Origin of the sequence: Cytobacillus firmus, assembly GCF_023612095.1 — a bacterium.
Classification (GTDB): Bacteria; Bacillota; Bacilli; order Bacillales; family Cytobacillaceae; genus Cytobacillus.
The window spans coordinates 3,143,661-3,170,198 of sequence record NZ_CP086235.1 but is presented as its reverse complement, the minus strand read 5'-3'; the positions used below and the strand labels follow the sequence as shown (position 1 = coordinate 3,170,198).

At 40.0% G+C, this 26,538-nt stretch carries 27 protein-coding genes and 1 pseudogene; 19 read left to right on the top strand and 9 right to left on the bottom strand.

The window, feature by feature from the left end:
• Positions 1-49 precede the first annotated feature (49 nt).
• Entirely contained in the window at positions 50-1,396 is a 1,347-nt protein-coding gene (locus LLY41_RS15925) for a dihydrolipoamide acetyltransferase family protein (protein WP_304585837.1), read from the top strand.
• Positions 1,397-1,402: 6 nt separating this feature from the next.
• Positions 1,403-2,812 carry a dihydrolipoyl dehydrogenase gene (lpdA, locus tag LLY41_RS15920; protein ID WP_095244082.1) on the top strand — a complete coding sequence of 470 codons (1,410 nt, stop codon included), beginning with the start codon at positions 1,403-1,405 and terminating at the stop codon, positions 2,810-2,812.
• Positions 2,813-2,861: 49 nt separating this feature from the next.
• On the opposite strand, the gene LLY41_RS15915 is transcribed toward lpdA, so the two are convergent.
• Positions 2,862-3,248, bottom strand: coding sequence for an NUDIX hydrolase (locus LLY41_RS15915; protein WP_095244083.1), 387 nt, complete (start codon positions 3,246-3,248; stop codon positions 2,862-2,864).
• Positions 3,249-3,522: 274 nt separating this feature from the next.
• Here LLY41_RS15915 and LLY41_RS15910 point away from each other — a divergent pair, with 274 nt between their 5' ends.
• Positions 3,523-3,768 (top strand): hypothetical protein, encoded by a 246-nt coding sequence (locus tag LLY41_RS15910; protein WP_048010632.1) that lies wholly within the window; start codon positions 3,523-3,525, stop codon positions 3,766-3,768.
• A 54-nt stretch (positions 3,769-3,822) separates the two neighbouring features.
• Here the strand turns inward: LLY41_RS15910 and LLY41_RS15905 are convergent, their stop codons facing one another.
• Entirely contained in the window at positions 3,823-5,346 is a 1,524-nt protein-coding gene (locus LLY41_RS15905; RefSeq protein WP_304585836.1) for a glycine betaine uptake BCCT transporter, read from the bottom strand.
• Positions 5,347-5,707: 361 nt separating this feature from the next.
• On the opposite strand from LLY41_RS15905, the gene LLY41_RS15900 reads away from it, so the two are divergent.
• On the top strand, positions 5,708-6,556 hold the full coding sequence (locus LLY41_RS15900; RefSeq protein WP_304588046.1) for a polysaccharide deacetylase family protein: 849 nt from the start codon (positions 5,708-5,710) through the stop codon (positions 6,554-6,556).
• 37 nt (positions 6,557-6,593) lie between these two features.
• On the opposite strand, the gene LLY41_RS15895 is transcribed toward LLY41_RS15900, so the two are convergent.
• Positions 6,594-7,028, bottom strand: a complete 435-nt coding sequence (locus tag LLY41_RS15895; protein ID WP_304585835.1) for a DUF1885 family protein — start codon at positions 7,026-7,028, stop codon at positions 6,594-6,596.
• Positions 7,029-7,202: 174 nt separating this feature from the next.
• Between LLY41_RS15895 and LLY41_RS15890 the strand changes: the two genes are divergently transcribed.
• The gene (locus LLY41_RS15890) at positions 7,203-7,502 is read left to right on the top strand and encodes a DUF3055 domain-containing protein (protein ID WP_035328617.1); all 300 of its coding nucleotides are present in this window, start codon (positions 7,203-7,205) and stop codon (positions 7,500-7,502) included.
• A 210-nt stretch (positions 7,503-7,712) separates the two neighbouring features.
• Positions 7,713-7,841 carry a GapA-binding peptide SR1P gene (locus LLY41_RS15885; protein WP_048010629.1) on the top strand — a complete coding sequence of 43 codons (129 nt, stop codon included), beginning with the start codon at positions 7,713-7,715 and terminating at the stop codon, positions 7,839-7,841.
• A 49-nt stretch (positions 7,842-7,890) separates the two neighbouring features.
• Here the strand turns inward: LLY41_RS15885 and LLY41_RS15880 are convergent, their stop codons facing one another.
• Complete coding sequence (locus tag LLY41_RS15880; RefSeq protein ID WP_304585834.1) at positions 7,891-9,360, bottom strand: aminotransferase class I/II-fold pyridoxal phosphate-dependent enzyme; 1,470 nt, start codon at positions 9,358-9,360, stop codon at positions 7,891-7,893.
• A gap of 242 nt (positions 9,361-9,602) precedes the next feature.
• Here LLY41_RS15880 and LLY41_RS15875 point away from each other — a divergent pair, with 242 nt between their 5' ends.
• Together LLY41_RS15875 and LLY41_RS15870 are read left to right on the top strand one after the other, a co-directional pair.
• Positions 9,603-10,562: an NAD(P)H-dependent flavin oxidoreductase gene (locus LLY41_RS15875; RefSeq protein WP_095244087.1), complete on the top strand. Its 960-nt coding sequence runs from the start codon at positions 9,603-9,605 to the stop codon at positions 10,560-10,562.
• A gap of 190 nt (positions 10,563-10,752) precedes the next feature.
• The gene (locus tag LLY41_RS15870) at positions 10,753-11,028 is read left to right on the top strand and encodes a UPF0223 family protein (protein ID WP_048010626.1); all 276 of its coding nucleotides are present in this window, start codon (positions 10,753-10,755) and stop codon (positions 11,026-11,028) included.
• Positions 11,029-11,105: 77 nt separating this feature from the next.
• Here the strand turns inward: LLY41_RS15870 and LLY41_RS15865 are convergent, their stop codons facing one another.
• Positions 11,106-11,726, bottom strand: a complete 621-nt coding sequence (locus LLY41_RS15865) for a YktB family protein (protein WP_095244091.1) — start codon at positions 11,724-11,726, stop codon at positions 11,106-11,108.
• A gap of 195 nt (positions 11,727-11,921) precedes the next feature.
• Between LLY41_RS15865 and LLY41_RS15860 the strand changes: the two genes are divergently transcribed.
• From LLY41_RS15860 to LLY41_RS15850, 3 genes are all read left to right on the top strand, one after another.
• Positions 11,922-12,116 (top strand): hypothetical protein, encoded by a 195-nt coding sequence (locus LLY41_RS15860; protein ID WP_035328635.1) that lies wholly within the window; start codon positions 11,922-11,924, stop codon positions 12,114-12,116.
• Positions 12,117-12,595: 479 nt separating this feature from the next.
• Entirely contained in the window at positions 12,596-13,396 is an 801-nt protein-coding gene (locus tag LLY41_RS15855; protein ID WP_304585833.1) for an inositol monophosphatase family protein, read from the top strand.
• Positions 13,383-13,853 carry a GNAT family N-acetyltransferase gene (locus LLY41_RS15850; RefSeq protein WP_304585832.1) on the top strand — a complete coding sequence of 157 codons (471 nt, stop codon included), beginning with the start codon at positions 13,383-13,385 and terminating at the stop codon, positions 13,851-13,853. Before LLY41_RS15855 ends, LLY41_RS15850 begins: the two co-directional genes overlap by 14 nt.
• A 33-nt stretch (positions 13,854-13,886) precedes the next feature.
• Here the strand turns inward: LLY41_RS15850 and LLY41_RS15845 are convergent, their stop codons facing one another.
• A complete protein-coding gene (locus LLY41_RS15845) occupies positions 13,887-14,072 on the bottom strand; it encodes a YlaF family protein (protein WP_095244093.1) in 186 nt (61 codons plus the stop codon).
• Positions 14,073-14,290: 218 nt separating this feature from the next.
• Here LLY41_RS15845 and typA point away from each other — a divergent pair, with 218 nt between their 5' ends.
• Genes typA through LLY41_RS15830 form a run of 3 tightly spaced genes read left to right on the top strand, consistent with a single transcriptional unit; the run spans position 14,291 to position 16,777 of the window.
• Positions 14,291-16,129, top strand: coding sequence for a translational GTPase TypA (gene typA / locus LLY41_RS15840; RefSeq protein WP_095244094.1), 1,839 nt, complete (start codon positions 14,291-14,293; stop codon positions 16,127-16,129).
• Between the two features lie 27 nt (positions 16,130-16,156).
• On the top strand, positions 16,157-16,471 hold the full coding sequence (locus LLY41_RS15835; protein ID WP_035328645.1) for a YlaH-like family protein: 315 nt from the start codon (positions 16,157-16,159) through the stop codon (positions 16,469-16,471).
• A gap of 15 nt (positions 16,472-16,486) precedes the next feature.
• Positions 16,487-16,777, top strand: coding sequence for a hypothetical protein (locus LLY41_RS15830; RefSeq protein WP_095244095.1), 291 nt, complete (start codon positions 16,487-16,489; stop codon positions 16,775-16,777).
• 63 nt (positions 16,778-16,840) lie between these two features.
• On the opposite strand, the gene LLY41_RS15825 is transcribed toward LLY41_RS15830, so the two are convergent.
• Positions 16,841-17,041: a YlaI family protein gene (locus LLY41_RS15825; RefSeq protein ID WP_035328651.1), complete on the bottom strand. Its 201-nt coding sequence runs from the start codon at positions 17,039-17,041 to the stop codon at positions 16,841-16,843.
• 447 nt (positions 17,042-17,488) lie between these two features.
• Between LLY41_RS15825 and LLY41_RS15820 the strand changes: the two genes are divergently transcribed.
• Positions 17,489-17,944, top strand: a complete 456-nt coding sequence (locus LLY41_RS15820) for a pyridoxamine 5'-phosphate oxidase family protein (protein WP_304585831.1) — start codon at positions 17,489-17,491, stop codon at positions 17,942-17,944.
• 78 nt (positions 17,945-18,022) lie between these two features.
• Here the strand turns inward: LLY41_RS15820 and LLY41_RS15815 are convergent, their stop codons facing one another.
• Positions 18,023-18,625 carry a YhcN/YlaJ family sporulation lipoprotein gene (locus LLY41_RS15815; protein WP_095244097.1) on the bottom strand — a complete coding sequence of 201 codons (603 nt, stop codon included), beginning with the start codon at positions 18,623-18,625 and terminating at the stop codon, positions 18,023-18,025.
• Between the two features lie 336 nt (positions 18,626-18,961).
• Between LLY41_RS15815 and LLY41_RS15810 the strand changes: the two genes are divergently transcribed.
• Positions 18,962-20,293, top strand: a complete 1,332-nt coding sequence (locus LLY41_RS15810) for a PhoH family protein (protein WP_175609154.1) — start codon at positions 18,962-18,964, stop codon at positions 20,291-20,293.
• 88 nt (positions 20,294-20,381) lie between these two features.
• On the opposite strand, the pseudogene LLY41_RS15805 reads toward LLY41_RS15810, so the two are convergent.
• Positions 20,382-20,878: pseudogene (locus LLY41_RS15805) on the bottom strand (peptidyl-prolyl cis-trans isomerase).
• Positions 20,879-21,108: 230 nt separating this feature from the next.
• Here LLY41_RS15805 and LLY41_RS15800 point away from each other — a divergent pair.
• From LLY41_RS15800 to pyc, 3 genes are all read left to right on the top strand, one after another.
• A complete protein-coding gene (locus tag LLY41_RS15800) occupies positions 21,109-21,390 on the top strand; it encodes an Fpa/YlaN family protein (RefSeq protein ID WP_095244100.1) in 282 nt (93 codons plus the stop codon).
• A gap of 258 nt (positions 21,391-21,648) precedes the next feature.
• On the top strand, positions 21,649-22,851 hold the full coding sequence (locus LLY41_RS15795) for an FtsW/RodA/SpoVE family cell cycle protein (RefSeq protein ID WP_304585830.1): 1,203 nt from the start codon (positions 21,649-21,651) through the stop codon (positions 22,849-22,851).
• A 180-nt stretch (positions 22,852-23,031) separates the two neighbouring features.
• The gene (gene pyc, locus LLY41_RS15790; RefSeq protein ID WP_304585829.1) at positions 23,032-26,472 is read left to right on the top strand and encodes a pyruvate carboxylase; all 3,441 of its coding nucleotides are present in this window, start codon (positions 23,032-23,034) and stop codon (positions 26,470-26,472) included.
• Positions 26,473-26,538 lie beyond the last annotated feature (66 nt).

Genomic DNA, 26,538 nt, shown 5'->3' with positions numbered 1-26,538 from the left:
CCTGACGTGTTTTACTAGAACGATTGAAATAATAGGAGGGTGAATTCCATTGGCATTCCAATTTAGATTGCCTGATATCGGTGAAGGTATCCATGAAGGTGAAATCGTCAAGTGGTTTGTAAAGCCGGGTGACGAAGTACAAGAAGATGACGTGCTTTGTGAGGTTCAAAATGATAAAGCGGTTGTAGAAATTCCTTCGCCAGTTAAAGGTAAAGTTGAAGAAATCCTTGTTGAAGAAGGTACAGTGGCAACTGTAGGTCAAGTTTTGATCACTTTTGATGCTCCAGGATATGAAGATCTTAAATTCAAGGGAGACCATGAGGATGAGGCTCCTAAAGAAGAAAAAACAGAAGCACAGGTACAGGCTACTGCTGAAGCTGGTCAGGATGTAAAGAAAGAGGAAGCTCCTGCACAGGAGGCTCCAAAAGAAGGCGTCGTTATTTCTGACACGGATGTGGATCCTAACCGCCGCATTATTGCTATGCCTTCAGTCAGAAAATACGCTCGTGATAAAGGCGTAAATATTCGCCAGGTAGCTGGAAGCGGCAAAAATGGTCGTATCCAGAAAGATGACATAGATGCATTCTTAAATGGCGGTGCGGAAGCTAATGAAGCGCCTGCACAGGAAGCTGCTCCACAAGCTGAAGCAAAAGAAACTGCACCGGCAGCTGCACAAGCAATTCCTGCTGGACAATATCCTGAAACTCGCGAGAAAATGAGCGGAATCCGTAAGGCTATTGCAAAAGCTATGGTAAACTCTAAGCATACAGCTCCACACGTTACATTAATGGATGAAATTGATGTTACGAAACTTGTTGCACACCGCAAGAAGTTTAAAGAAGTTGCAGCGAATAAAGGAATTAAGCTTACATTCCTTCCTTATGTGGTAAAAGCATTAACAAGTGCATTGCGTGAATTCCCGGCGCTAAATACTTCAATTGATGATGCAGCAGGTGAAATCATCCAGAAGCACTACTATAACATTGGTATTGCGGCAGACACTGAAAAAGGTCTTCTTGTACCAGTTGTTAAGGATGCAGACCGCAAATCTACATTTGCCATTTCAAATGAAATCAATGAATTGGCTGGTAAAGCACGTGACGGCAAACTTGCTCCAGACGAAATGAAGGGTGCTTCTTGCACAATCACAAATATCGGTTCTGCAGGCGGACAATGGTTCACTCCTGTCATCAATCACCCTGAAGTTGCCATTCTTGGAATTGGCCGCATTGCTGAAAAGCCGGTGGTGAAAGATGGAGAAATTGTTGCTGCTCCAGTATTAGCATTATCACTAAGTTTTGACCACAGAATTATTGATGGAGCAACTGCACAAAATGCATTGAATCACATCAAGCGTTTACTGAACGATCCAGAACTATTGTTAATGGAGGCGTAATTACAAATGGTAGTAGGAGATTTCCCAATCGAAACAGATACTATAGTCATCGGTGCGGGTCCAGGGGGATATGTTGCAGCAATTCGTGCAGCACAGCTTGGACAAAAAGTTACGATCGTAGAAAAAGCAAATATGGGCGGAGTTTGTTTAAACGTTGGATGTATTCCTTCAAAAGCTTTAATCGCAGCAGGACACCGCTACGAAAATGCTAAGCACTCAGATGTAATGGGAATTACAGCTGAAAACGTAAAAGTTGACTTTACAAAAGTGCAAGAATTCAAATCCGGTGTAGTCAAGAAGCTTACAGGCGGAGTTGAAGGACTATTAAAGGGAAATAAAGTTGACATCGTGCGCGGTGAAGCTTACTTTGTTGATGGTAACACCCTTCGTGTAATGGATGAAAATTCAGCACAAACTTACACGTTCAAAAATGCAATTATTGCAACAGGATCCCGTCCTATTGAATTGCCGACGTTTAAATTCTCTAAACGTGTTCTTGATTCAACAGGCGCTCTTGCTCTTCAGGAAATTCCCGAGAAAATCGTTGTAATTGGCGGCGGTGTTATCGGAATCGAATTGGGCGGCGCTTATGCGAACTTTGGTTCACAAGTTACGATCCTAGAGGGTGCAGATGATATTCTTGTCGGCTTCGAAAAGCAAATGACATCTCTTGTTAAACGCAATCTGAAGAAAAAAGGCGTTGAATTCATTACAAAGGCATTTGCTAAAGGTGTTGAAGAGAATGAAAATGGAGTTACAGTTAAGTTTGAAGAAAAAGGCGAAGAGAAATCTCTTGATGCAGATTATGTATTTGTTATGGTCGGAAGACGTCCAAATACAGACGAGCTTGGCTTAGAGCAAGCTGGCGTTAAGATGACTGAACGCGGTGTTATTGAAATTGATAAACAATGCCGGACGAGTGTAAGCAACATTTATGCGATCGGTGATATTGTTGAAGGTCCTCAATTAGCTCATAAAGCTTCTTACGAAGGTAAGATTGCTGCTGAAGCCATTGCAGGTCATAATGCAGAAATTGATTACTTGGCTATCCCTGCGGTTGTTTTCTCTGAGCCTGAATTGGCGTCTGTTGGATATACTGAGCAGCAGGCTAAAGAAGAAGGAATCGAAGTAACAGCAGCGAAGTTCCCATTTGCAGCCAATGGCCGTGCCCTTGCACTTGATTCCACTGATGGATTCTTAAAGCTTGTTACACGCAAAGAGGATGGACTTGTAATTGGTGCGCAAATCGCCGGTGCAAGTGCATCTGATATGATTGCAGAGCTTGGATTGGCAATTGAAGCAGGCATGACTGCAGAAGATCTTGCAATGACTATTCATGCACATCCTACATTGGGTGAAATCACAATGGAAGCAGCGGAAGTTGCTATTGGAAGCCCAATTCACATTGTAAAATAATTATACAAAAAAATCCTTCCCTGGCAGGGAAGGATTTTTTTGTGGATGATTACGGATTATCGATCTTTTTATCCATGGCTTTGGCGAGAGGATAAATGATCTTATCTTTAGATACAGTGCCTTTTATTTCTACTAGAACTTTGTCCTGATACACCAGCAGCATGGCAGGACAGTTTTCTACCTCATAATTGCTTAAGTGACTCGCTTCTACTTCTGTAATCACTTTCATATCTTTAATCAGTTCAGGATAGCTTCTCTTTAATTCGATGATGGCATCATAATAGGAGATTTCCTGCTCATATTGTTTATTATCAGTAAAAAAAATAAGCTGCTTAACACTGTCGTCTATCTTCAGCTCTTCTTTTACTTCCTTATGATTGCATGAAGAGGTCACAAGTAAGAGTGCAGTAATCAATAACAATGGCAGACCTTTCATCCTTTTGCCCTCACTTTATAATAAATTCCACCTTTTTACACAAGACTGCAAAAACAGTATAGAAGTCATGAGAATTTTCCACCCTTTTGACAGAAGGTAAGCAATTCATAATAATTATGAGTATTTTATCATATGGTAAATGGAAATATTAGCTTGTCATTCAAATGTTACAGAAATGAAAAATAAGAATATCCTTTTCAACATATATTACAAACACAAGTGTTTCTTCTATTAAAATAACGGGTAAGGATTAAAAAATTTGGTGGTGGAGTGTATGAAGATTTATACAGCTCTTTTGCTGCAGATGTTAATCTGGAGCGGATATACTTTCATTGAGTGGCTGTCAAAATATGATCAGCTCGTTTATAAAGTTATAATGTTTTTTGTTTTCTTCTATTTGGCAATCAATATTGGGAATTGGGTTATTAAGTCAGCAAAGAAAACATTTATGGTTACTGTTATGAGCTTAAGTTTATATGCTTCTTTTCATTTTGCGATGTCCTACATTACACATTGGTAATTGGGGAAGTTACAAGCAAAAAAATCGGCACCCATTTACAGGTGCCGATTTTTTTTAGTCTTTATCATCTCTTTTTTTTGGTATGGTTTCTTCTTTAAACGATTTAGCCAGCGAGAGCACGATTAAAAGCATAATAATAGTAAAAGGAAGCGCAGCTATAATAGAAGCTCTTTGCAGTGCTTCCAGCCCTCCCGTCCATAAAAGGATGGCTGCAGAAGCAGATTGGATAATGCCCCAGACAAATTTAACTTTGCCCGAAGGGTTCAGGCTTCCGTTTGTCGTCTGCATCCCAAGAACAAATGTAGCTGAATCTGCAGAAGTTATAAAGAATGTACTGATCAAGAATATAGCCAATAAGCTTAGGACAGTGCTGAAAGGGAAGTTATCAAACACGGTGAACAGTGCAACTTCCATTCCCTGCTGTTCGATTGTTTCCATAATTGGCTTTGCCTCAAAGAATTCAAGGTATATGCCTGTTCCTCCAAATACTGAGAACCAAAGCGCTCCAAAGAGCGTAGGAACAGCAAGCACGCCGATGACGAATTCTCTTATTGTCCTTCCCCTTGATATTCTGGCTATGAATGTGCCGACAAATGGTGCCCAGGCAATCCACCATGCCCAATAAAAAATGGTCCAGTCCTGAAACCATGTCAGCTCCTGATCAAAAGGACTGAGCCTGAAGCTCATGGAAGGAAGATTTTGAAGATAAGAGCCGATCGTCGTTGTAAACAGATCCATAATAAAGTTTGTTGGCCCAACAAACAGCAGAAATAGCAATAACGAGATAGCTAAAATAATATTTAAATTACTTAAGTATTTTATTCCTTTGTTTAAACCGGTTTGTGCTGAAATCATAAACAATATTGTCACAACCAAAATAACAACCAATTGAGTGGTGAAATTATTGCCGATGCTGTCAAATGTTTCAGAAAGTCCGCCAGATATTTGAATGGCTCCGAGACCTAAGGATGTCGCAACACCAAAAACAGTAGCAAAGACGGCTATAAAATCAATTAATACTCCAATTGGACCATCCACTTTGTTCCCTAAAATTGGCCTTAAAATGGAACTGATAACTCCCGGTGCACCTTTCCTGAACTGAAAATAAGCGAGTGCAAGCCCAATAACTGTATATATAGCCCATGGATGAAGCCCCCAATGGAAGAAAGAGTACCTCATGGCAGCTCTTGCTGCTTCTGGTGTCTGCCCTTCTAGGAAAGGTGGCGCAAAGTAGTGATACATTGGCTCCGCGACTCCCCAAAAAACCAGACCAATTCCCATCCCTGCACTGAAAAGCATGGCAAACCAGCTTATGTAGCTATATTCGGGCCTGTCTGCATCCTTTCCCAGACGAATATTTCCGTACTTGCTGAATGCCAAAAGGATTGAAAAAATTAAAAAGATAGAAGCTGATAAAAGGTAAAACCACCCGAATTTTTCCAATATGAATCCCTGAACAGATGCTGTAACAGAATCTAGGTTACCATTTGGCAGTATGGTCTTCGGAACTAATCCCCATATAATAAATATTGCTGTGAATATGACTGAAACCGTAAAAACGGGAGTCAGTTTCTTCATCAAATCCCTCCAGTCTTAATAAAATAAACCTAATTAAAATAATTCTGTAAAACTTCCAATCCTATAAATGCAGGCATTAAACATCCTGCTTTCCTGATAGTGTTTGCTTGATTTTTAAGCAATTGGAGCTCAGCAGGGGAGAGCAGCTTCCCGGAAACAGACTTTAAAGTAAAATCGAAAGAATACAGAAATCCAATCTGATTTTTAAATTTTACTTTTAATGTTCAAACCGAGACTGTTTCGGGTAAAATCAGTAGGTAATAGTAAGAATCCTAAGGGGAACTACTTTTTTAAAAAGGCCATGTTACATACTAACACTTATGAAAGGGAGTTTAAAGAAATATGCATTAAGGAGGTAACAATGAGAAAAGCTATAATTTTTATTTGTATTACTTTCGTTATAATCCTGACAGCATGTACGGATTTTTCGGCTGAAGAAGATAAGCAATCAGATTTTGAAAAAGAAGAAGAAAATAACTTAGCTGATCAATCTAATGTTCCCGCAGCTAAAACTGAAAAACCCCAAGCTGATGCCGGTGAAAATCCGAAAGAAGAAGAGGTATCTCTGCCATTACCGCAATACAAGATAAATGAACATAATTGGTCAATAGAACCAATCAATAAGGCCAATTCAAAAGTAGTATTACTAACCATTGACGATGCTCCTGATAAAAATGCATTGGAAATGGCCAGGATTTTAAAGAAACTTTCAGCACCTGCAATCTTTTTTGTTAATGGGCATTTCATAGATACCCCGGAAGAAGCAAAAGTTTTGAAGGAAATTCATGAACTTGGCTTTGCTATTGGCAATCACACAAATAGCCACCTAAACCTGAAAAGCTTACCTGAAGAGCAGCAGTATAAAGAAATTGTTGGCCTTAATGATCGAGTTGAGGAGATTATTGGAGAGAGGCCAAAATTCTTCCGGGCACCATTCGGGTCTAATACAGACTACAGCAGGAAAATTGCTGAAGCTGAAAACATGGTGCTCATGAATTGGACATACGGGTATGACTGGGAGAAGGAATATCAATCAAAAGAAGCCTTAGCAGATATAATGGTTAATTCACCTTATTTATCGAAAGGTGCAAATTTATTGATGCATGATAGGGAATGGACAAAAGAAGCCTTAGAGGATATTGTGAAGGGGCTTAAGAATAAAGGATTTACTCCAGTTGATCCAGTTCTGATCAGCACGGAAACAAAATGAGAACAGCTCCTGCTGTTCTCATTTTTAAATAATTCGATTATTTTCTTTTATAAAAATACATAACTCTTCCATTGAAAAGGTGCAATTCACCTTGAAGTTTTTTAGCGAGAAATTTGCAAAATTCATTTGCTTTGCCTTTATCTCCGAATGTAGCACCTTCCGGCAATGTAACTTGTATGTAAGACTGCTCACGTTCAGAACCGTCTTCATCCTTCACTTTTTCTTTGTCAATGCCAAGCAATATGGCGTTATATCGGTCATGTTGAGAATGCAGGTAAAACCAGGTTCCTTTTGCTTCAGGCGTCTCTTTTATCTCATAAGGAAAAGCAGCATCATCATATTCCCATTTAATCTGGCTGCCTGTTTTTCCAGTAATATCCCTATAATAAAAAAAAAGTTCTTTAAGCTCTTCTGTTGAAATATTTTCCTTAGCTGATGAAGGAACCAGCTTGATAAATGAATTAGCTGCCAACTTCTTTCCCCCATTATCCCAATAATTATGGTAATGAACATCCTCTTCCATTCTAGCATTAGATAAAATCTTATGACAACTTAAAATAGTAAGGGAAATTTAAATTACTTGTCAAATAGCCTAAAATGAATTATAATAATATTTAGAATATTATTATAAATAAGGAGGAATCTTATGGATTTTTTTGAGAAGCTCTATGATGAGCATGAAAACGTGAATGTCCGTTTTGTTGGCTTTACAACGGAGTCAACACGTTATGATTTTGGAATCGTATATACAAACCTCTTCTTTTCCAAGCCTCTGGTTATTTGTATGCAGACAGGCCGCTCAACCCTCCTCGACCCTAAAGATCTCGAAGACATCGAATATTTGCAAAAGGCATTCAAGCTTGATTTATACGAACAGGCTGCAGATTTAAGCGAATTTTTCTTAGAAGCAATCCCAGGTGCCCGTTTTGAGGAACAATATGACTAAAATAATATAAAAAAACAGGCCATAAATGGTCTGTTTTTTATATTATGACATACTATTTATAAAGGGTATTAATGGGTAATAAGGGAAATGCCAATTTAAAACAATAATTATGTTATACAATTAGGCTTGATAAATTAATAATGTTATATTATTATAGATTTAAAGATAAAGCGCTTTCAAATAAAACTCATTGAAAAGGAGAATGAAAAGATGGGTACAATCGTATGCCAGGCTTGCAATTCAACTATTGATCACTTTGAGGATGAAAAAGTAACTGTTTTATATTCAAAAAAATGCAATTGCTGCGACGGAGAAAAAACAGAGAAGACAAACAAATAACCATTAACCATAAAAAGAGCCTTTCCTAAATGGAAGGCTCTTTTGCATATTATCTGATTGCCTTGTGCTCTTCAATAACGCGAAGATACTTGAAATCATAATCCTCTGGTCCCTGAACCGGCAGTCCAGCTTCCATGTTCGTTTTTATATAACGGAGGTTTTCCCCGGTTATGATTTCTCCCGGAATAAAAATAGGTATCCCAGGCGGATAAACCATAATGAATTCAGCAATTATTCTGCCCTCAGATTCGTCGAATGGAACAAGCTCTGTATCAGCATAAAATGCATCACGGGGTGTAAGCGATAAAACGGGAATGTTAGGGAGAAGCACTTGAGTTTCAAGCTTTTCAGTATTCCCTTTGCGATCACTGGCGAGTTCGGCAAGAGCAGAAACTAAAATATCGGCTTCCCGTTCAGAGTCACCAGGGGTAACAATGCAAAGGATATTATATAAATCAGACATTTCTACTTCAATATTATGATGTTCCCGAAGCCAATTCTCCACATCGAAACCATTCATGCCAAGCTCTTTGACTGAAATAATCAATTTGGTCGGATCATAGTCATGCGCCGCTTTGGTTTTCAGTATTTCTTCACCGACACAATAGAGCCGGTCAATCTCATTGATGCGGCGGCGAATGGATTGGGCCAAATCAATCGTCTTTTGAATGAGTTCCTTTCCCTCTGTAGCCAGACGTTTCCTGGCAACATCCAGGGAGGCAAGCAATAAATAGGAAGTGGAAGTTGTTGTCAGCATGCTTAAAATGGATTGAACCCTTTTAGCCGAAACAAGATTTCCTTTCATATTCAAAATTGAACTTTGCGTCATGGACCCGCCCAGTTTGTGGACAGATGTTGCTGCTAAATCAGCACCTGCCTGCATGGCGGATAATGGCAGCTCATCATGGAAGTGAATATGCACACCATGGGCTTCATCAACCAGGACGGGCACATTATATGAATGTGCAATTTCGACGATTTTCTTCAAATCTGCCGAAACACCGAAATAAGTAGGGTTAATCACTAATACCCCTTTTGCGTCCGGATGAAGTTCAAGGGCTTTTGATACTGATTCAGTTGTAATCCCATGAGATATGCCCAGGTTTTCATCAATTTCAGGATGTATAAAGATAGGAGTTGCGCCTGAAAAAACAATGGCAGACATGACTGATTTATGAACATTTCTCGGAACAATAATTTTATCTCCTGGACCGCATACAGCCATAACCATGGTCATGATGGCTCCGCTTGTTCCTTGAACAGAAAAGAATGTTTTATCCGCTCCAAAGGCTTCAGCTGCAAGATCCTGGGCTTCTTTAATAATGCCTTTTGGCTGATGGAGATCATCAAGCGGGCCAATATTGATCAAATCAATGGCAAGTGCATTATCACCAATATATTCCCTGAATTCCGGATCAATCCCTGCTCCTTTTTTATGGCCGGGTATATGAAACTGTACGGGATCCTTCTTTGCGTGTGCAAGCAAACCGCTGAATAACGGTGTTTTGTATTGAGACAACTTATTCCCACACCTCTTTAATAATAATATTTCTAAAAGCTTCAAGCTGATTTAAAACATTTGCATTATAGCATTATTCAATCCCTTTGCATAGAAAGTTCTATTGTTTTTTCATTCTGTTAAAGCGTGTCTTTTTCGGACATTCGCCTCCACAATTCAGTTTCCGTTTAGTTTTAGAAGTTAACAGGAATTTAAACCATATAAATCGAAATAAAAGTTATGAAGAAATGGAGGGTACATAAATGAACTGGAATACACGTGTGACAGAATTACTGAAAATTAAATATCCAATTATACAGGGCGGCCTTGCCCATCTTGCCTATTCAGATCTGGCTGCCGCTGTTTCAAATGCAGGAGGTTTAGGGCAGGTTACCGCAATGTCTCTCAGCAGTCCGGAAAAATTAAGAGACGAGATTCAAAAGGTTAAGAAATTGACAGATAAGCCATTTGGGGTTAATTTTGCGATTGGGCAGCATGGAAGACCATTCTCTGATTATCTGGATATAGCCATTGAAGAAGAAGTTCCCGTTATTTCTATGACAGGAGGAAATCCTGCACCTATTTTTGATCAATTAAAGGGTGTAAATGTTAAGAAGCTTGTTCTTGTGGCAGCAAAAAGGCAGGCAGTAAAGGCGGAGGAGCTTGGGGCTGACGCAGTAATGGTTGTAGGGCAGGAAGGTGGCGGGCATTTAGGCAGGGATGATATTGGAACCTTCATCCTCGTTCCTCAGGTGGCCGATGCTGTTTCCATACCTGTGATTGCCTCAGGTGGAATCGGAGACGGCAGGGGCTTGATGGCAGCATTAAGTCTTGGAGCAGATGGTATTGAGATGGGAACAAGATTTGTTGCAACAAAGGAATGCGTCCATGCTTCTGAATTATATAAAAACCGCTTAGTCGAAGGAACAGAAAATGACACAGTTGTCATTAAAAGAACTATAGGTGCACCTGCAAGGGTGATTGCGAATCCATGGTCGGATAAGATACTGGAAATTGAAAAACAAAACGGCGGCTATGAGCAGTTAAAAAATTACATTAGCGGGAATGCTAATAAGAAATATATATATGAAGGGAAAGATCAGGAAGGGTTTGCATGGGCTGGACAAGTTATGGGATTAATTAAGGATATCCCGTCCGTGGAAGAACTATTCGAGCGGATTATAGCAGAAGGTGAAACCATCAGGGGGAAATGGACTAATTAATGATAAAGTGAAACTTCAATCAGTGGGGGGCCTTATCCCCCAGTGATTGTTAGTTGAACCAATCGGGCCTTTACGGGCAGTTTGACCCCACTTATCCTCCTTTGATTTCTCTGAGTCTGGAAGTGGGGACTTACTGCCCGTTAGACTGCGATAAAATGCATCATGAATATCATAAATGAGGTGAAAGGTAATGGAATATCAGTACCCGATTGACCAGGATTGGTCGACAGAAGAAATTGTGGATGTTATAAAATATTTTGAAAGCATTGAAATGGCATACGAAAAAGGAATTGAGCGGGAACAATTCATGAATGCATATAGACGCTTCAAGGAAATCGTTCCGGGGAAAGCTCAGGAGAAAAACATCTGCGATGACTTTGAAGAACAAAGCGGCTATTCCTCCTACAGGACAGTAAAATTGGCTAAAGAACGTTCAGCCGGGGACAAATTAAAAATGCAGAAATAGACTTTAAAAAAAACAAAACCTTCAACTTGCTGAAGGTTTTGTTTTTTTTATGCCAAATCCACGTTCTGAAAACATGTTTATGCCAATTTGTATAGGGGTAATAAATTTCTAAATACAGATTCAGCTTTTTCAATAAACTGATCAGGTGACATGCGAACGGCATCTTCTCGAGAAATATGATAGCCGCAAAGAATTTCCGCTTTTTTAACATTTTGCAGACGCTGAAACATGGATCTCAACTCTTCCTTGTCCATTCGCTCATGTAAAACAGCATCTGGTTTTGTGTGGTCTCCGGACCAGACATAATCGCTGGGTATTTCTTTATAAATTTTGTCCAGGCTGTTCTCAAATAACTTGCCTGCAGCGATTTTATCTGGTGCTTCATAGATTATGGCAAACCAGATAAATACATGAGTTTCCCATAATCCTATCTGGAAATGTGGAAGCATTTTATACCCTCTCGCATTGCTTGCAAATGCGACCCAAGTATCATTTGGCGGATTCTTTGTTCTTCTCGCATGTTTGGCAACATGAGGGAACATTTCAACTCCTGACAGGCTGGAGAGGGATGGTGCAAAATGGCGGCCCAATTCTTCTAATTTAGGCCTAATAACAGATTTTAACCTGTCCATTCTTTCATCCAATCCATCTATTTTAAAGACATCAAAATCATCGTTTGTAAAACCGGAAAAAGACATAAGCTGACCTCCTGTATGCTTTGTCAAATATTGTAGCATACCCGGAAACAATCCAAAAATTTAAAGCTCTATGGAATTGGTGAAATAAAGTTTTAGGTTATCGCACAAATTAGTTGCAACCGAGAATTGTCCTTCATATGATAAAAGTAAAAATAATCAGAAAATTAAACACTTTTGGAAGGGGTGTACTGTCTAATGAAACAACTAATGAATACAGTGAAAAAGAAAAATGGTGATAGGGAAAGGACAGCGGTTTTAAGGCTGGAAATGGACTATGAGCTTGCTACTTTGTTTGATGCCATGTCAGAAAAGAATGAAGACCTTCAAAAACAATCTAAGCTAAAGCTGGAAAAAATCAGGCAGGAACTTCTTAGATTAAAAGCACTATAAGATGAATTGCCGATAAAGGAGAAAAGGCAGAAAAAATGCAAATAAGAAGAAAAAATTAGAAACGAACTCCATGATACTATGAGGGGTTCGTTTATTATTTTGGCTGTTTTCGCAAAGTTTGTTGCTATTTATATTATATTTACTGAGTTGATTGTAGTGGAAGGTGCGAGACTCCTACGGGAGTAGCGGGACAGGTGAGACCCCACAGACGCGCAGCGTCGAGGAGGCTCACCGCCCGCCCCGTGGAAAGCGAGCATCCTGGAACGGAAATAAACGGACAACATTGATAAGCGAAAAACAACAATTTATACGAAAAGAGCCATTATTTTTAATCCAAAAATCACAGCTTGTCTTCGGCAAATAATTATACACGCGGAAATGATAACGCCTATCATTGGAGAGTATATAACTTGAAGTACCTTGCTATTTCATTTAAGCTAGAAATATTTTAATGCTATCACTATGCGGAGGGCTGACCCATGACAAATTGGAGTGAGATTCATACATATGCCAAAGCCTTAATAAAAGAGGCGGGCGGGAATATTAAAAATTCTTTCAGCAAAACTCTGACCATAACCACCAAATCAAATGCGAACGATTTAGTGACAGATATTGACCAGGAAACAGAACAATTCTTCATAAAGAAAATAAATGAAAAATACCCTGAGCACCGGATACTTGGTGAAGAAGGTTTTGGTGATAAGCTAAATGACCTGGATGGAATCGTCTGGATTATTGATCCGATTGACGGAACAATGAACTTTGTCCATCAGCAGAGAAACTTTGCGATCTCAGTCGGCATTTATGAAAATGGAAAAGGCAAAATCGGATTAATATATGATGTAGTTCATGACGAGTTATATCATTGCATGAAAGGGCACGGTGTATTCATGAATGATTTGGAACTTCCTCCCTTAAAGGAAACGGATGTGTCAAAAGCGATCATTGGATTGAATGCCACATGGGTTACCGAAAATAGAAGGATTGATCCATCACTGCTGGCTCCACTTGTACGAAATGCAAGGGGAACACGGTCCTACGGTTCAGCAGCAATGGAAATGGCATATATAGCATCCGGGAGAGTTGATGCATACATAACCATGCGCCTCGCTCCATGGGATTTCGCTGCTGGTGTGATTATGATTGAGGAATTGGGAGGAATTGCGACAACCGTTAAAGGTGAGGAGCTGAACTACCTTGAAAACAATTCTGTTTTTGTCTCTAAGCCAGGGTTGCATCAGCAAATTATGAAAGAATACTTAAAAAATGGAAAATGGTAGCATAGCAAGCAGCAAGTTCACAGAGGAAGACCAGCCCTTTTTTTTAGAAGTCATTAAGGATAGCACCGACTGGGAAGAAGAAGAAAAATGCGGGAATAACCTTTGCAATTATATGGCCAGGCATCAGGAATTAAATGGGGAGTGGAGAATTTGGCGTATTGACGGAGAACGAACAGCCGTCACTTTCCATGTGAATTTATCCCCTTCTAACCGGAAGCCGTGGCTCGGTACGATCCTGGTTAAAAAAGAAATGCGAAGAAAAGGAATAGGAACAAAGGTTATTGAACTGTTGACCGCTGAGTTAAAGAAGAAAGGCGAAAAGTCTTTGTTTGCGGGTGTCCCTGAAAATCGGAACTATTGGATTTACTTTTTATCTGATGCCGGATTTGAGCAGTTCAAGACGGAGACTTCCGATGATGGCCGGGAATTTTTAATAATGGTCTGTCCATTAATATGAAAAAAAGCTGCAGCCATCCGCTGCAGCTTTAAATTATAACGAACCTTCTTCTCTCATCTTCTTCTTAGTTTTAAAACCGTATCCCATTACAAGGATTAAAGCGATAATGGCCAGGATGATCCCAAACATGCTTCTTTCAGCCACCGCAACGCCTATACCCATCATGCATATAGCTGCTCCTATCGCAAAGGCTAATAAAGGCCACTTGATATTCTTCATAATTTCACTCCCAAGAGGATTAATTTAGTTAAATACTGGTGAAAAATATGTAGAGAATATACTGTCCGACAGTATAATTTATCAGAAATAAATCCTTCTCTACATTATTTTACACAAAAAGTTTTTAGGTTTCTATAGTAATTGTGATATAATGTATCAGTTGTGAAAAATGTTGAAAAATGAATTTGATTCAGTTTTGATAAATAGGAGGAAATCTTTTGAAATTAAGAGAAGATATTCGAAATATTGCGATTATAGCCCACGTTGACCATGGTAAAACAACATTGGTTGACGAGCTTTTAAAACAGTCTGGAACTTTCCGTTCAAATGAGCACGTGGAAGAGCGTGCGATGGATTCAAACGATCTGGAAAGAGAACGCGGTATTACGATTTTAGCTAAAAACACTGCAGTTAAATATAAAGATACGAGAATCAACATTCTGGATACACCAGGACATGCCGATTTCGGCGGAGAAGTTGAACGGATCATGAAAATGGTTGACGGCGTATTATTAGTTGTCGATGCATATGAAGGATGTATGCCGCAGACGCGTTTTGTTCTTAAAAAGGCTTTGGAACAAAAACTTACGCCAATCGTTGTTGTAAATAAAATTGACAAACCATCTGCCCGTCCCTCAGAAGTTGTTGACGAGGTAATCGATTTGTTCATTGAACTGGGTGCAGATGAAGAACAGCTTGAATTCCCGGTTATTTATGCATCTGCTATTTCGGGAACTTCAAGTGTTACCCCTGACAAGCAGGATGATGACATGCATTCTCTTTATGAAGCAATCATTGAACATATTCCTGGACCAGTTGATAACCGTGAAGAGCCGCTTCAATTCCAGGTGGCACTCCTTGATTACAATGATTATGTGGGGAGAATTGGAATTGGCCGGGTATTCCGGGGGACAATCCAGGTTGGACAGCAGGTTGCTTTAATGAAACTTGATGGCTCAGTTAAGCAATTCCGGGTTACAAAGATCTTTGGTTTCTTCGGACTGAAGCGAGAAGAGATCCAGGAAGCTTATCCTGGAGACCTTATTGCCGTTTCGGGAATGGAAGACATTAATGTCGGGGAAACTATTTGCCCTGTCGAGCATCAGGAAGCACTTCCTGTTCTAAGGATTGATGAACCAACACTGCAAATGACTTTCCTTGTTAACAACAGTCCATTCGCGGGAAGAGAAGGCAAATATATTACTTCAAGAAAAGTTGAAGAAAGACTTCGTGCACAGCTTGAGACGGACGTAAGTCTCCGTGTTGAAAATACAGATTCACCTGACGCCTGGGTTGTATCCGGACGTGGGGAATTGCATTTATCAATCCTGATTGAAAATATGCGCCGTGAAGGTTTTGAACTGCAGGTTTCTAAGCCGGAAGTAATTATTAGAGAAATTGACGGTGTTCGCTGTGAACCGGTAGAACGTGTTCAAATCGATGTGCCGGAAGATAATACTGGATCGATTATTGAATCTATGGGTACCCGTAAAGGTGAAATGCTTGATATGGTCAATAACGGCAATGGTCAAGTAAGACTGACATTCAATGTCCCTGCCCGCGGACTGATCGGCTACTCCACTGAATTTATGACGCTAACCCGCGGCTATGGTATTATCAATCACACATTTGACAGCTACCAGCCGGAAATTAAAGGTCAAATTGGCGGACGCAGCAAAGGTGTCCTAGTGTCTATGGAAAGCGGCAAGTCATCCACATACGGAATTATGCAAGTTGAGGACCGAGGAACTATTTTCGTTGAGCCGGGTACTGAAATTTATGAAGGCATGATTGTGGGAGAGCATACTCGTGAAAATGATCTTACTGTCAACATCACTAAAGTGAAGCATGCGACAAACATCCGTTCTGCTAATAAGGATCAGACGAATGTAATTAAAAAGCCGCGGATCTTGACACTTGAAGAAGCTCTGGAATACTTAAATGATGATGAGCTGCTTGAAGTAACACCTGAGTCAATCAGACTGAGAAAGAAACTTCTTGATAAGAATGAAAGAGAAAGAATGGCCAAGAAGAAGAAATACGCTGAAACCAACTAAGACTAAGAAGGGGGAGGAGATAAGGATATGGATGTATCACAGCGCCTGTCTTTTTTTGCTGCTTTGTTCAAAGTCGATGAGAATCCCACAACTGGAATGTGGCTTCTCTATATAACAATTGTTCTGCTGTCAATATTGGTATTTAAATTAGGATTTGCCAAGAAACTCCCAATTTTAAAATCAGCTATGATATACACTTTCTTGATTTTAGGCTGTACGATGCTGACATTTCTTGGAGTATTCCTTCCTGTAGCAGAAGGTCTTGTTGTGGCTGCATTAATCTTGATCATTTACAAAATCCGCCTTAACCAGGAAAAGAAGGAACAGGCAAAGGCGGAATAACAGGGAGATGCTGAGATGAAGTCCTTGCAGGATTCACTGTATAACTGGCTGACGATAAAAATTGTCTGTGAGGAACGTCCGGATGATACAGCGGCAGCAGACACAGAAAGAATGTTCTTTGAGATTCTTTCGGATGAGCATAATATTTCCGATATTCACTTTGAAAAAGATGATGTGATGTATTATGTGCATTACACAAAGGGAGAAGAACGGAATAAGAGCCGTTTTCCCTGTGAATTGATAGAAGTAATGCTTAAACAGATTCAAAGTGAACCTGAAAAATATGTAAATTATCCGGAGGATTAAAAGAAGCCGCCCCAGACAAAATGACTGGGCGGCTTCTTTGCTGTTCATGGAATGGTGTGGAGTTCACCATTCCTCCTCCTGGACTTTGCTCCGATATAGCTTAAAGTTTCCAGTATCAGCTCTTTTTTGTGTTTTTTCTGTAATTCTTGTTTCGCATGGTCTGCACATATATGTGTGAATCGGGCGGTTTCGGAGACGTTTAGCCTGCAAGGACTCGTTTTCAATGGATTCAATTTTATCACATAGTACACATTTTACTCGCATTGGACACCTCATATTGTTTTGCTGTTTTCCTAAAGTTAATAACTTAGTTTACTGAGTTGATTGGAGCGGAGGGCACTTGACTCCTGCGGGAGGAGAGGGAAGTGTGAGACCCCGCAGGCGAAGCCGAGGAGGCTCGCATTCCTCCCCGCGGAAAGCAAGTGCCTGGAGCGGAAATCAACGGGCAGAATTCATAAACGTAAAAAACAATCTTTGAAAAAGAGCATATTGTTTTAACTGTTGTTATTACCATTATAGTATAAGTTAAGGTCTGATTCGAATGCTTTGCGGCAAATAATTTTTTTACGGTCATCCCGTATCGGGTTTCATGTGTTAGTTTATATTAGTATAGAAAGCGCTGCAGGTTTAATCAAACTTGAAAAAGAGATGTTATAAGTTGAAAGAAAAGCGTTATCATACTATGATGAAATTAATAAAGGAGGGAAAAGAATGGCAAATCAGGTAGAACCGAAATTAATCAAACCATTATATGACGAATTGCAAAAGGAACGTTTCGTCACACTTGCCACTATTGACTTTGAAACTGGCGGGCCTAATGTTAATGCGATTTCATGGATACTGGCAAAAGATGACGAAACATTATATTTTGCAGTTGATAACCGTTCGAGAATTGTTCAAAACATAAATAGAAATAACAAAGTTGTTCTGAACATTATCGCGAATGAATCTACATACTCCATCGCAGGTGAAGCATCGGTTAAGGCTGAAAAGATGGAAGGCGTACCTTTAAAGCTCGCTCTTATGGCCATTACTGTGAAGGAAGTCCGTGATGTCATGTTTTACGGCTCTAAAATCACTGTCGAACCTCAATATGACAAAACATACGATAAAGATGCAGCAGCCCGTTTGGACAAACAGGTAATGGAGGCAATGAAAAAAGCTTAGTTCCCCAGGGAACTAAGCTTTTGTTGTTCTAACAGCCGTTTTACCGCTAAACAATAAATACCATCGGTAGTGACGCTTTTACTTATAATAATTTGAGTGTTTTTCCTGTTTTTGTTCAAGCTGTTTTTCCTGATCATTGTTGAGTCTTTTCTTTGGATCTTCGGTTGCGTTTTTCTCATTTTTCTTTTTAGGATCAACCAGGTCGGCTGGGACTTCAGGCATTAACCGGCCGGCGATATCTGCCAGTTCATTCATGATTCCCTGCAGGGGCTCTCCGTTTTGAATGTCAGCGGCTATTTCCCGAAGCCTGGCGTTAATATCCGGATCAGCCACTACAATTGCTCTTGCACCATGAGGATCATTTTTAAGGGTTTCGGCAACTGAATATTTGATTGATCCGACCTCAGAACGATCGAGATTTTTATTTACATCTACTCCAACTACTGCAAAGCGTCCAAGTACAACTGCTGTTGCATCATTGACATTGGGAACTCGGACAGCCAAATTGACAAGATGCCTGGAAACCTGCTGTCCAGTCTCTCTGTCAACTTCCTGTATTGTACTATTTTTAACATTTACTGAGTTGATGTTTTTCTGTTCCTGATGATCTTGGGCCTGATTGTTCATGCCGCACCCTGTTAATAGTAATCCTGTCATCCAAACAAGCAGCCATTTATTCATATTTGACACCTCCGGGACATCTGAATTTCCTGAAAATGAAAGCTTGAACTTCTTCAGGTTCAGGAATATTGAGGATTGTTTAATGTTATTGTGCAAAATTTCTTCTATCTTTATTCGGCATTACATATATTTTTACCAAGATAGATTTGTCCACTTCCTAAGAAAGCCTTTCTTCCTAATTAATCAACATCTTTCGAAGGCTGAATAATATAGAACAACAGGATTATAATCCATCAGGAATGAAGGTGATCTTTTTCATGAAACTGCAAATCTGCAGGCAGGGGATCTCGCTTTTGCAATTTGCTTTACCAAGACACATGAGGAGCAGGAGGCATCATATTGAGTAAAATTTACGTATTAGATACCAATGTCTTGTTGCAGGATCCTAATTCCATATTTTCATTTGAAGATAATGAAGTAGTTATTCCGGCTGTAGTTCTGGAAGAGGTTGATTCTAAGAAAAGGTATATGGATGAAATTGGGAGGAATGCAAGGCAAGTATCCCGGCTGATTGACAGCATGAGAGAGACAGGTAAGCTACATGAGAAAATACCTCTTGAAAATGGCGGAAGCCTGCGAATTGAGTTAAATCATAGATCATTTCATGAACTTCAGGAGATCTTTGTAGAAAAAACGAATGATAATCGGATTTTGGCAGTTGCAAAAAACTTATCCTTGGAGGAAGAGACAAAAGAAAATGGACGAACGGTAATCCTGGTAAGCAAAGATGCCCTAGTCAGAGTTAAAGCGGATGCTATCGGGCTAATTTCAGAGGACTTCTTAAGTGATCGTGTAGTTGAAAATGATCATTTATATCCCGGTTTTCTGGAGGTATATATAGGTCTCGATATTATGAACCGTTTTTATGAAAAAGGAGAACTGCCACTTTCTGAAATAGCAAATCATCCTTTCTATCCGAATCAGTTTCTGGTGATGAAAGATGCGCTTGGTTCCTCATCGTCTGCACTTGGTATAGTGGACAAAAGTGGAAAGAAAGTGAAAAAACTTATTTTTGATCATGACCATATATGGGGGATCAAGCCGAGGAACGTGCAGCAGACAATGGCTCTTGAGCTGTTACTGAGAAACGACCTGCCGCTTGTTACGCTTATCGGCAAGGCTGGGACTGGAAAAACTCTTTTGGCGCTGGCATCCGGCTTAATGCAGACCGAAGATTATGGACAGTACAAAAAATTGCTGGTCGCCCGCCCCATTGTGCCTGTAGGCAAGGATTTGGGATTCCTTCCGGGTGAAAAAGAGGAAAAGCTAAGACCATGGATGCAGCCGATTTTCGATAATCTGGAGTACCTGTTTAATGTCAAAAAGCCGGGTGAATTGGATGCCATATTGGCAGGTATGGGCTCGATTGAGGTGGAGGCCCTGACATATATCAGAGGCAGAAGCATACCGGATCAATTCATTATTATTGATGAAGCACAGAACCTGACGAAGCATGAAGTAAAAACCATATTAACCAGGGTAGGGGAAGGGAGTAAAATTGTACTGATGGGAGATCCCGAGCAGATAGACCATCCCTACCTGGATGCTTATAACAACGGTCTCACCTATGTCGTGGAAAGATTTAAAGATCAGGTTATCTCGGGTCATGTCAAACTTGTTAAAGGTGAGAGATCCGGCTTGGCCCAGCTTGCTGCTGACCTGTTATAGCCTGCATGACAGGGCTCGTGAATTCTGAGGTTTTCATGCCGGGGAAGAGACTGCGAAGAAAAAGGGCGATGCAATTCGCCCTCTCCTGTCATTCCACTCTAAATGCTTTCACTCTTTTTATAGGGGAATTCTGGTTGCTCCCATCCCGAGATAGGCATGAACAGGCCCATCCTCTTTTAATGGTTTTCCATCCTTTGAGAACCCCAATATTAATTCTTTTGCTTCAGATAGAGTCAATCTGGTTTCACCATCTTCGCTTTCAATAACAACGATTTCAGCATTCTCTTCCGGCTCCGCATTCATTAGGAATGGTTTAAAAGGTATTCCGAATGTGCCTGTCAGGACCTTTTCTTTTTCAAATTTCTTTTCTGTTTTAAGTGTTGGAGGGAAAACTGCGCCTTCTATAATTTCTCTATCCCAATGCTTTGAGACTGCTTTAGTATATTCCTCAAGTTCATTTTTTCTGATATTTTCCTGCATAAAGTATGTTGTCAAATCAACCCTGCGGTCATCAAATATCCAGACTCCCGGATCTAAGGTGATTTGATATTTTACGTTTCCTTTGAAAGCAATAATATTTTCCATATTGAACCTCCTGGCAGCAGCTTTTATATTAAATATATGTATGATTTAAGTATACAGATTTTTAAGGCGCTTGTCATACAGGCAATATTGATGACATTCCTTATTAGTGCAGTCCTGAATTCATGCGGGAATCCTTTCTTTATCGAATCCCTTATTATCCTTGCTTTTTTCCATGCTTAAGTATAAAATTTATAGATAGGATAATCGCTCGGAAATGGAGGGATTTAAAGTTGGCTTCTGACATGATTATTGACCACAAAGAAAAAGCAAATGCCATTTTGAAGGCAGATGCTGCTAAAATATTAAAGTTAATAAAGGTGCAGATGGATAATCTAACCATGCCTCAATGCCCTCTATATGAGGAAGTTCTTGATACCCAGATGTTTGGCTTATCCAGAGAAATAGATTTTGCTGTCCGTCTTGGATTAATTGAAGAGACTGAAGGAAAGGCTATTTTAGAGGAATTGGAAAGGGAACTCTCCATGCTCCACGAAGCTTCAGTAAAAAAATAATAATAAAAAACTCAAACATCATACAAAGAATGTTTGAGTTTTTTTATAACCTTATTATTATAAAAAATGGTATTAGTATATCTAAAAGAAAAGAATACTCAATATTGTATAACTTAATTTAAAAATAGTATAACATGATTATAGAATTATTTTCTTTGCTGTGTTACATTTAAATTAACTTTTCTTTTCTTCAAAGCAGGATATTTAATACTATAGTAGAATAAGTAATAAACTTAGAAGATAAGGGAAGAGGGCTGGATGTTAAAAAAAATATTAAAATCATATGATTATACCCTGATAATAGCTGTAGCCCTGTTAGCTGTTTTTGGACTTATTATGGTTTTCAGTGCAAGCATGGTAACAGCAGTGCAGATTTATGATCAGGATAGCGACTTTTTCTACAATAAACAAAAGCTGAATTTAATTATCTCAGGAATTGTTTTCGTATTTGTCGCTCTATTTCCATACAAAGCTATGCAAAGCAACAAATTTCTTGTTCCGATGGTATTTCTTTCGTTATTCGGCCTAATTGCGTTATTTATCTTCGGAAAAGTAGCTGGCGGAGCTATGAGCTGGTTTGAGATCGGCAAGAGAAGCCTTCAGCCTGCAGAGTTTGTCAAGCTTTCAGTCATTATATATTTGGCTGCTGTGTATGCAAAGAAACAGCCCTATATTAATGAATTTAACAAAGGGGTTCTCCCGCCGCTTGCTTATCTCATACTTGCCGTAATCCTGGTTGCTGTACAGCCTGATTTTGGTTCCGCCATGATTATATTGCTTGTGGCTGGAGCAGTAATATTTACTTCAGGCATGAATTTTAAGAACATATTTAAATTGGGGCTTTTCGGAGTATTGCTGGCTGCTCCTTTTATCCTTCTATTAAAAGATAAAATATTTGCGCCTTATCGAATGGGGAGGGTAGAAGCATTTAGAGATCCCTTTGGATCGGAGTTCGGATATCAGCTTTCGAATTCCTATATTGCCCTCGGTGCAGGAGGTTTAAAAGGGCTGGGCCTTGGTGAGAGTATACAAAAACTTGGGTATCTTCCTGAAGCCCATACAGACTTCATTATGGCCGTAATTGCTGAGGAACTCGGGGCATTTGGAGTAGGTTTTGTCATTTTGCTTCTCGGGTACATTGTACTGAGGGGAATCTTTATCAGTTTAAAGTGTAAAGATGCTTTTGGCAGCTTGCTTGCTATCGGGATTTCCGCCATGATAGGAATTCAGGCGTTCATTAATCTTGCTGGAATTTCGGGTGTTATACCGCTCACTGGTGTTACACTTCCTTTTATTAGCTATGGTGGATCATCCCTGCTTCAGCTTTCGATTGCAATGGGAATTCTAGTGAATGTCTCTATGTTCGTCAATTATGAAAAGAAATATAAACATAAACATGAAGAGGCAAATCCGGAATCTGTGGATATGGCTTCCGAAAAAACATTTTCTATTCATAAATAAGCACAGATAACTTCACAGTGCTTTATTTATATATCAATCAGCAGATGCTGATTACATAATTGCTTCCATCACGGGGCAGCCAATCAAAGTTATTATGGCCGGTTAGCGGAATACCCGCCCGGCCTCAACTTAGATTTGGCAGAATATTGCCAAAAAATACATAAAGACGGGGTGTTTTGTTTGAGCAGAAGAATTAACAAGGTATTAGTAGCCAACAGAGGAGAAATTGCCATTCGTGTATTCCGCGCCTGCACAGAGCTGGATATTCGCACGGTAGCTGTCTATTCGAAAGAAGATTCCGGTTCCTACCACCGCTATAAAGCGGATGAAGCTTATCTGGTAGGGGAGGGCAAAAAACCGATTGATGCCTATCTTGACATTGAAGGAATCATTGATATAGCAAAAAGCAGTGATGTAGATGCCATTCATCCTGGCTACGGATTTCTATCTGAAAATATTGAATTCGCAAAACGATGCGAGGAAGAAGGCATCATATTTATCGGTCCTACTTCAAAGCATCTGGATATGTTTGGAGATAAAGTTAAGGCAAGAACTCAAGCCCAGCTTGCTGAAATTCCTGTTATACCAGGCAGTGATGGTCCAGTAGAAAGCCTGGACGAAGTGATTAGCTTCGGCAAAAATCATGGCTTCCCAATTATCATTAAAGCTTCACTTGGCGGCGGCGGAAGAGGCATGCGCATCGTAAGGAACCTTGAGGAAGTAAAGGAATCATATGAGCGTGCCAAATCAGAGGCAAAAGCAGCTTTTGGGAATGATGAGGTTTATGTTGAAAGATTTATAGAAAGACCAAAGCACATCGAAGTTCAAATCTTCGGAGACCATGAAGGAAATATTGTTCATCTGTATGAAAGAGATTGTTCAGTCCAAAGGCGCCACCAGAAGGTTGTTGAAGTTGCACCTTGCGTCTCACTCCCGGAAAATTTGAGAGACGAGATATGCCAGGCTGCTGTCAACCTGATGAAGAATGTAGATTATTTAAACGCAGGAACTGTGGAATTCCTGGTTTCAGGTGACCAGTTTTATTTCATAGAAGTAAATCCGCGTGTGCAAGTTGAGCATACGATCACCGAAATGGTAACAGGTGTCGATATTGTACAAACGCAAATCATGGTGGCTGAAGGCTACTCGCTGCACAGCAATGAAGTTGGTGTTCCAAAACAGGAAGATATTCATGTACATGGCTTTGCCATTCAATCCCGTGTTACAACAGAGGACCCTTTAAATAATTTCATGCCCGATACTGGCAGGTTAATGGCATACAGATCAGGCGGCGGTTTCGGCGTGAGGCTTGATGCTGGAAATGGTTTCCAGGGGGCAGTAATCACACCTTATTATGATTCGCTGCTTGTTAAGCTCTCAACGCATGCAATGACTTTCCAGCAGGCAGCATCAAAAATGGTGAGGAACCTTCAGGAGTTTCGTATCAGGGGTATAAAAACAAATATTCCTTTCCTTGAGAATGTTGTAAAACATGAGAAATTCTTAATAGGTGAGTATGATACATCATTTATTGATGAAACTCCTGAGCTATTCCTATTTTCGAAAAAGAAAGACCGCGGGACGAAGATGCTGAATTATATCGGGAATGTAACGGTAAATGGATTTCCGGGAATTGAAAAGAAGAAACGTCCGGTATTTGAAGAGCCTCGAGTACCGAGATTAAAATACAGTACAGATTACCAGGATGGAACAAAGCAAATTTTAGATAAACAAGGTCCTGAAGGGCTTGTAAAATGGATTAAAGAACAAAAAGAAGTCCTGATTACGGATACTACCTTCCGTGATGCGCATCAATCTCTGCTCGCGACGCGGGTAAGAACTAATGACCTGAAGCATATAGCAGAGCCGACAGCAAAATTGCTTCCCGATATGTTTTCGTTTGAGATGTGGGGCGGTGCAACTTTTGATGTTGCTTACAGATTCCTGAAAGAAGATCCTTGGGATAGATTACTGACATTACGTGAAAAAATGCCAAATGTTTTATTCCAGATGCTTCTTCGTGCTTCGAATGCAGTCGGGTATAAAAACTACCCGGATAATGTAATAAGAGAGTTCGTAGAAAAATCGGCCTACGCCGGCATCGATGTATTCCGGATCTTCGATAGCCTTAACTGGGTTAAAGGGATGGAAGTCGCAATTGATGCTGTGCGCCAGACAGGAAAAATTGCTGAAGCCGCTATGTGCTATACAGGTGATATTCTGGATCCTGCCAGAACGAAATACAATCTTAAATACTATAAAGACTTGGCAAAGGAACTCGAAAATCAGGGGGCACATATACTGGCCATCAAGGATATGGCTGGTTTATTGAAGCCGCAATCAGCATATACTCTTATTTCTGAATTGAAAGAAACTGTTGACATTCCAATTCATCTTCATACCCATGATACAAGCGGAAATGGAATTTACACATATGCAAAGGCTATTGAAGCTGGAGTGGATATTGTAGATACGGCCCTGAGCACAATGGCAGGCTTAACATCCCAGCCAAGCGCTAACTCTCTGTATTACGCGCTGCAGGGAAATGATAGACAGCCAAAAATTGATATCCAGTCGCTCGAGCAATTATCTTACTATTGGGAAGATGTGCGCAAATATTACCAGGACTTCGAAAGCGGCATGAAAGCTCCTCATTCAGAAGTCTATCAGCATGAGATGCCTGGCGGACAATACAGTAACCTTCAGCAGCAGGCTAAAGCAGTTGGCCTTGGGGATAAGTGGGATGAAGTTAAGGACATGTATTCCCGTGTGAACCAAATGTTTGGTGATATTGTTAAAGTTACACCTTCATCAAAGGTAGTTGGTGATATGGCGTTATTTATGGTCCAGAATCAGCTGACAGAACAGGATGTTTTGAATAAAGGGAAATCACTGGATTTTCCAGATCCTGTTGTAGAGCTGTTTGAAGGCTACCTTGGGCAGCCATATGGCGGTTTTCCGGCTGAACTGCAAAAGGTCATATTGAAAGACCGGGAGCCAATCACAGTCAGACCGGGAGAACTACTTGAAGATGTAGACTTCGATGCCTTAAAAGAAAAACTCTTTAAAGAATTGGGCAGGCAGGTTACAAGCTTTGACGCAATTGCCTATGCACTATATCCTAAAGTATTTATGGATTATATTAAGACCTGCGATCAATTTGGTGATATTTCTGTTCTTGATACTCCTACATTCCTGTATGGTCTAAGACTTGGTGAGGAAGTGGAAATTGAAATTGAAACAGGTAAAACATTAATAGTTAAATTGGTTTCGATAGGGCAGCCTCAAGCCGACGGCACTAGAATTGTGTATTTCGAGCTAAATGGCCAACCGCGGGAAGTGAGCATAAAAGACGAAAGCATAAAAGCTACAACAGCAGCCAAGGCAAAAGCTGATCCGCATAATGAAAGCCATATTGCAGCCAGCATGCCGGGAACTGTCATCAAGTTACTTGTAGAAAAAGGTGAGAAAGTCGAAAAAGGCGATCACTTAATGATTACAGAGGCTATGAAGATGGAAACTACTGTACAGGCACCATTCTCTGGAACTGTAAAGGATATTTTTGTCTCAAATGGTGAAGCAATTCAAACTGGAGACCTGCTGATAGAGTTGTCAAAATAAAGCTGTTTTCGTAAAGTTTGTTGCTTTTTTATAACTTAGGTTAATTTGCTGAGTTGATTGGAGCGG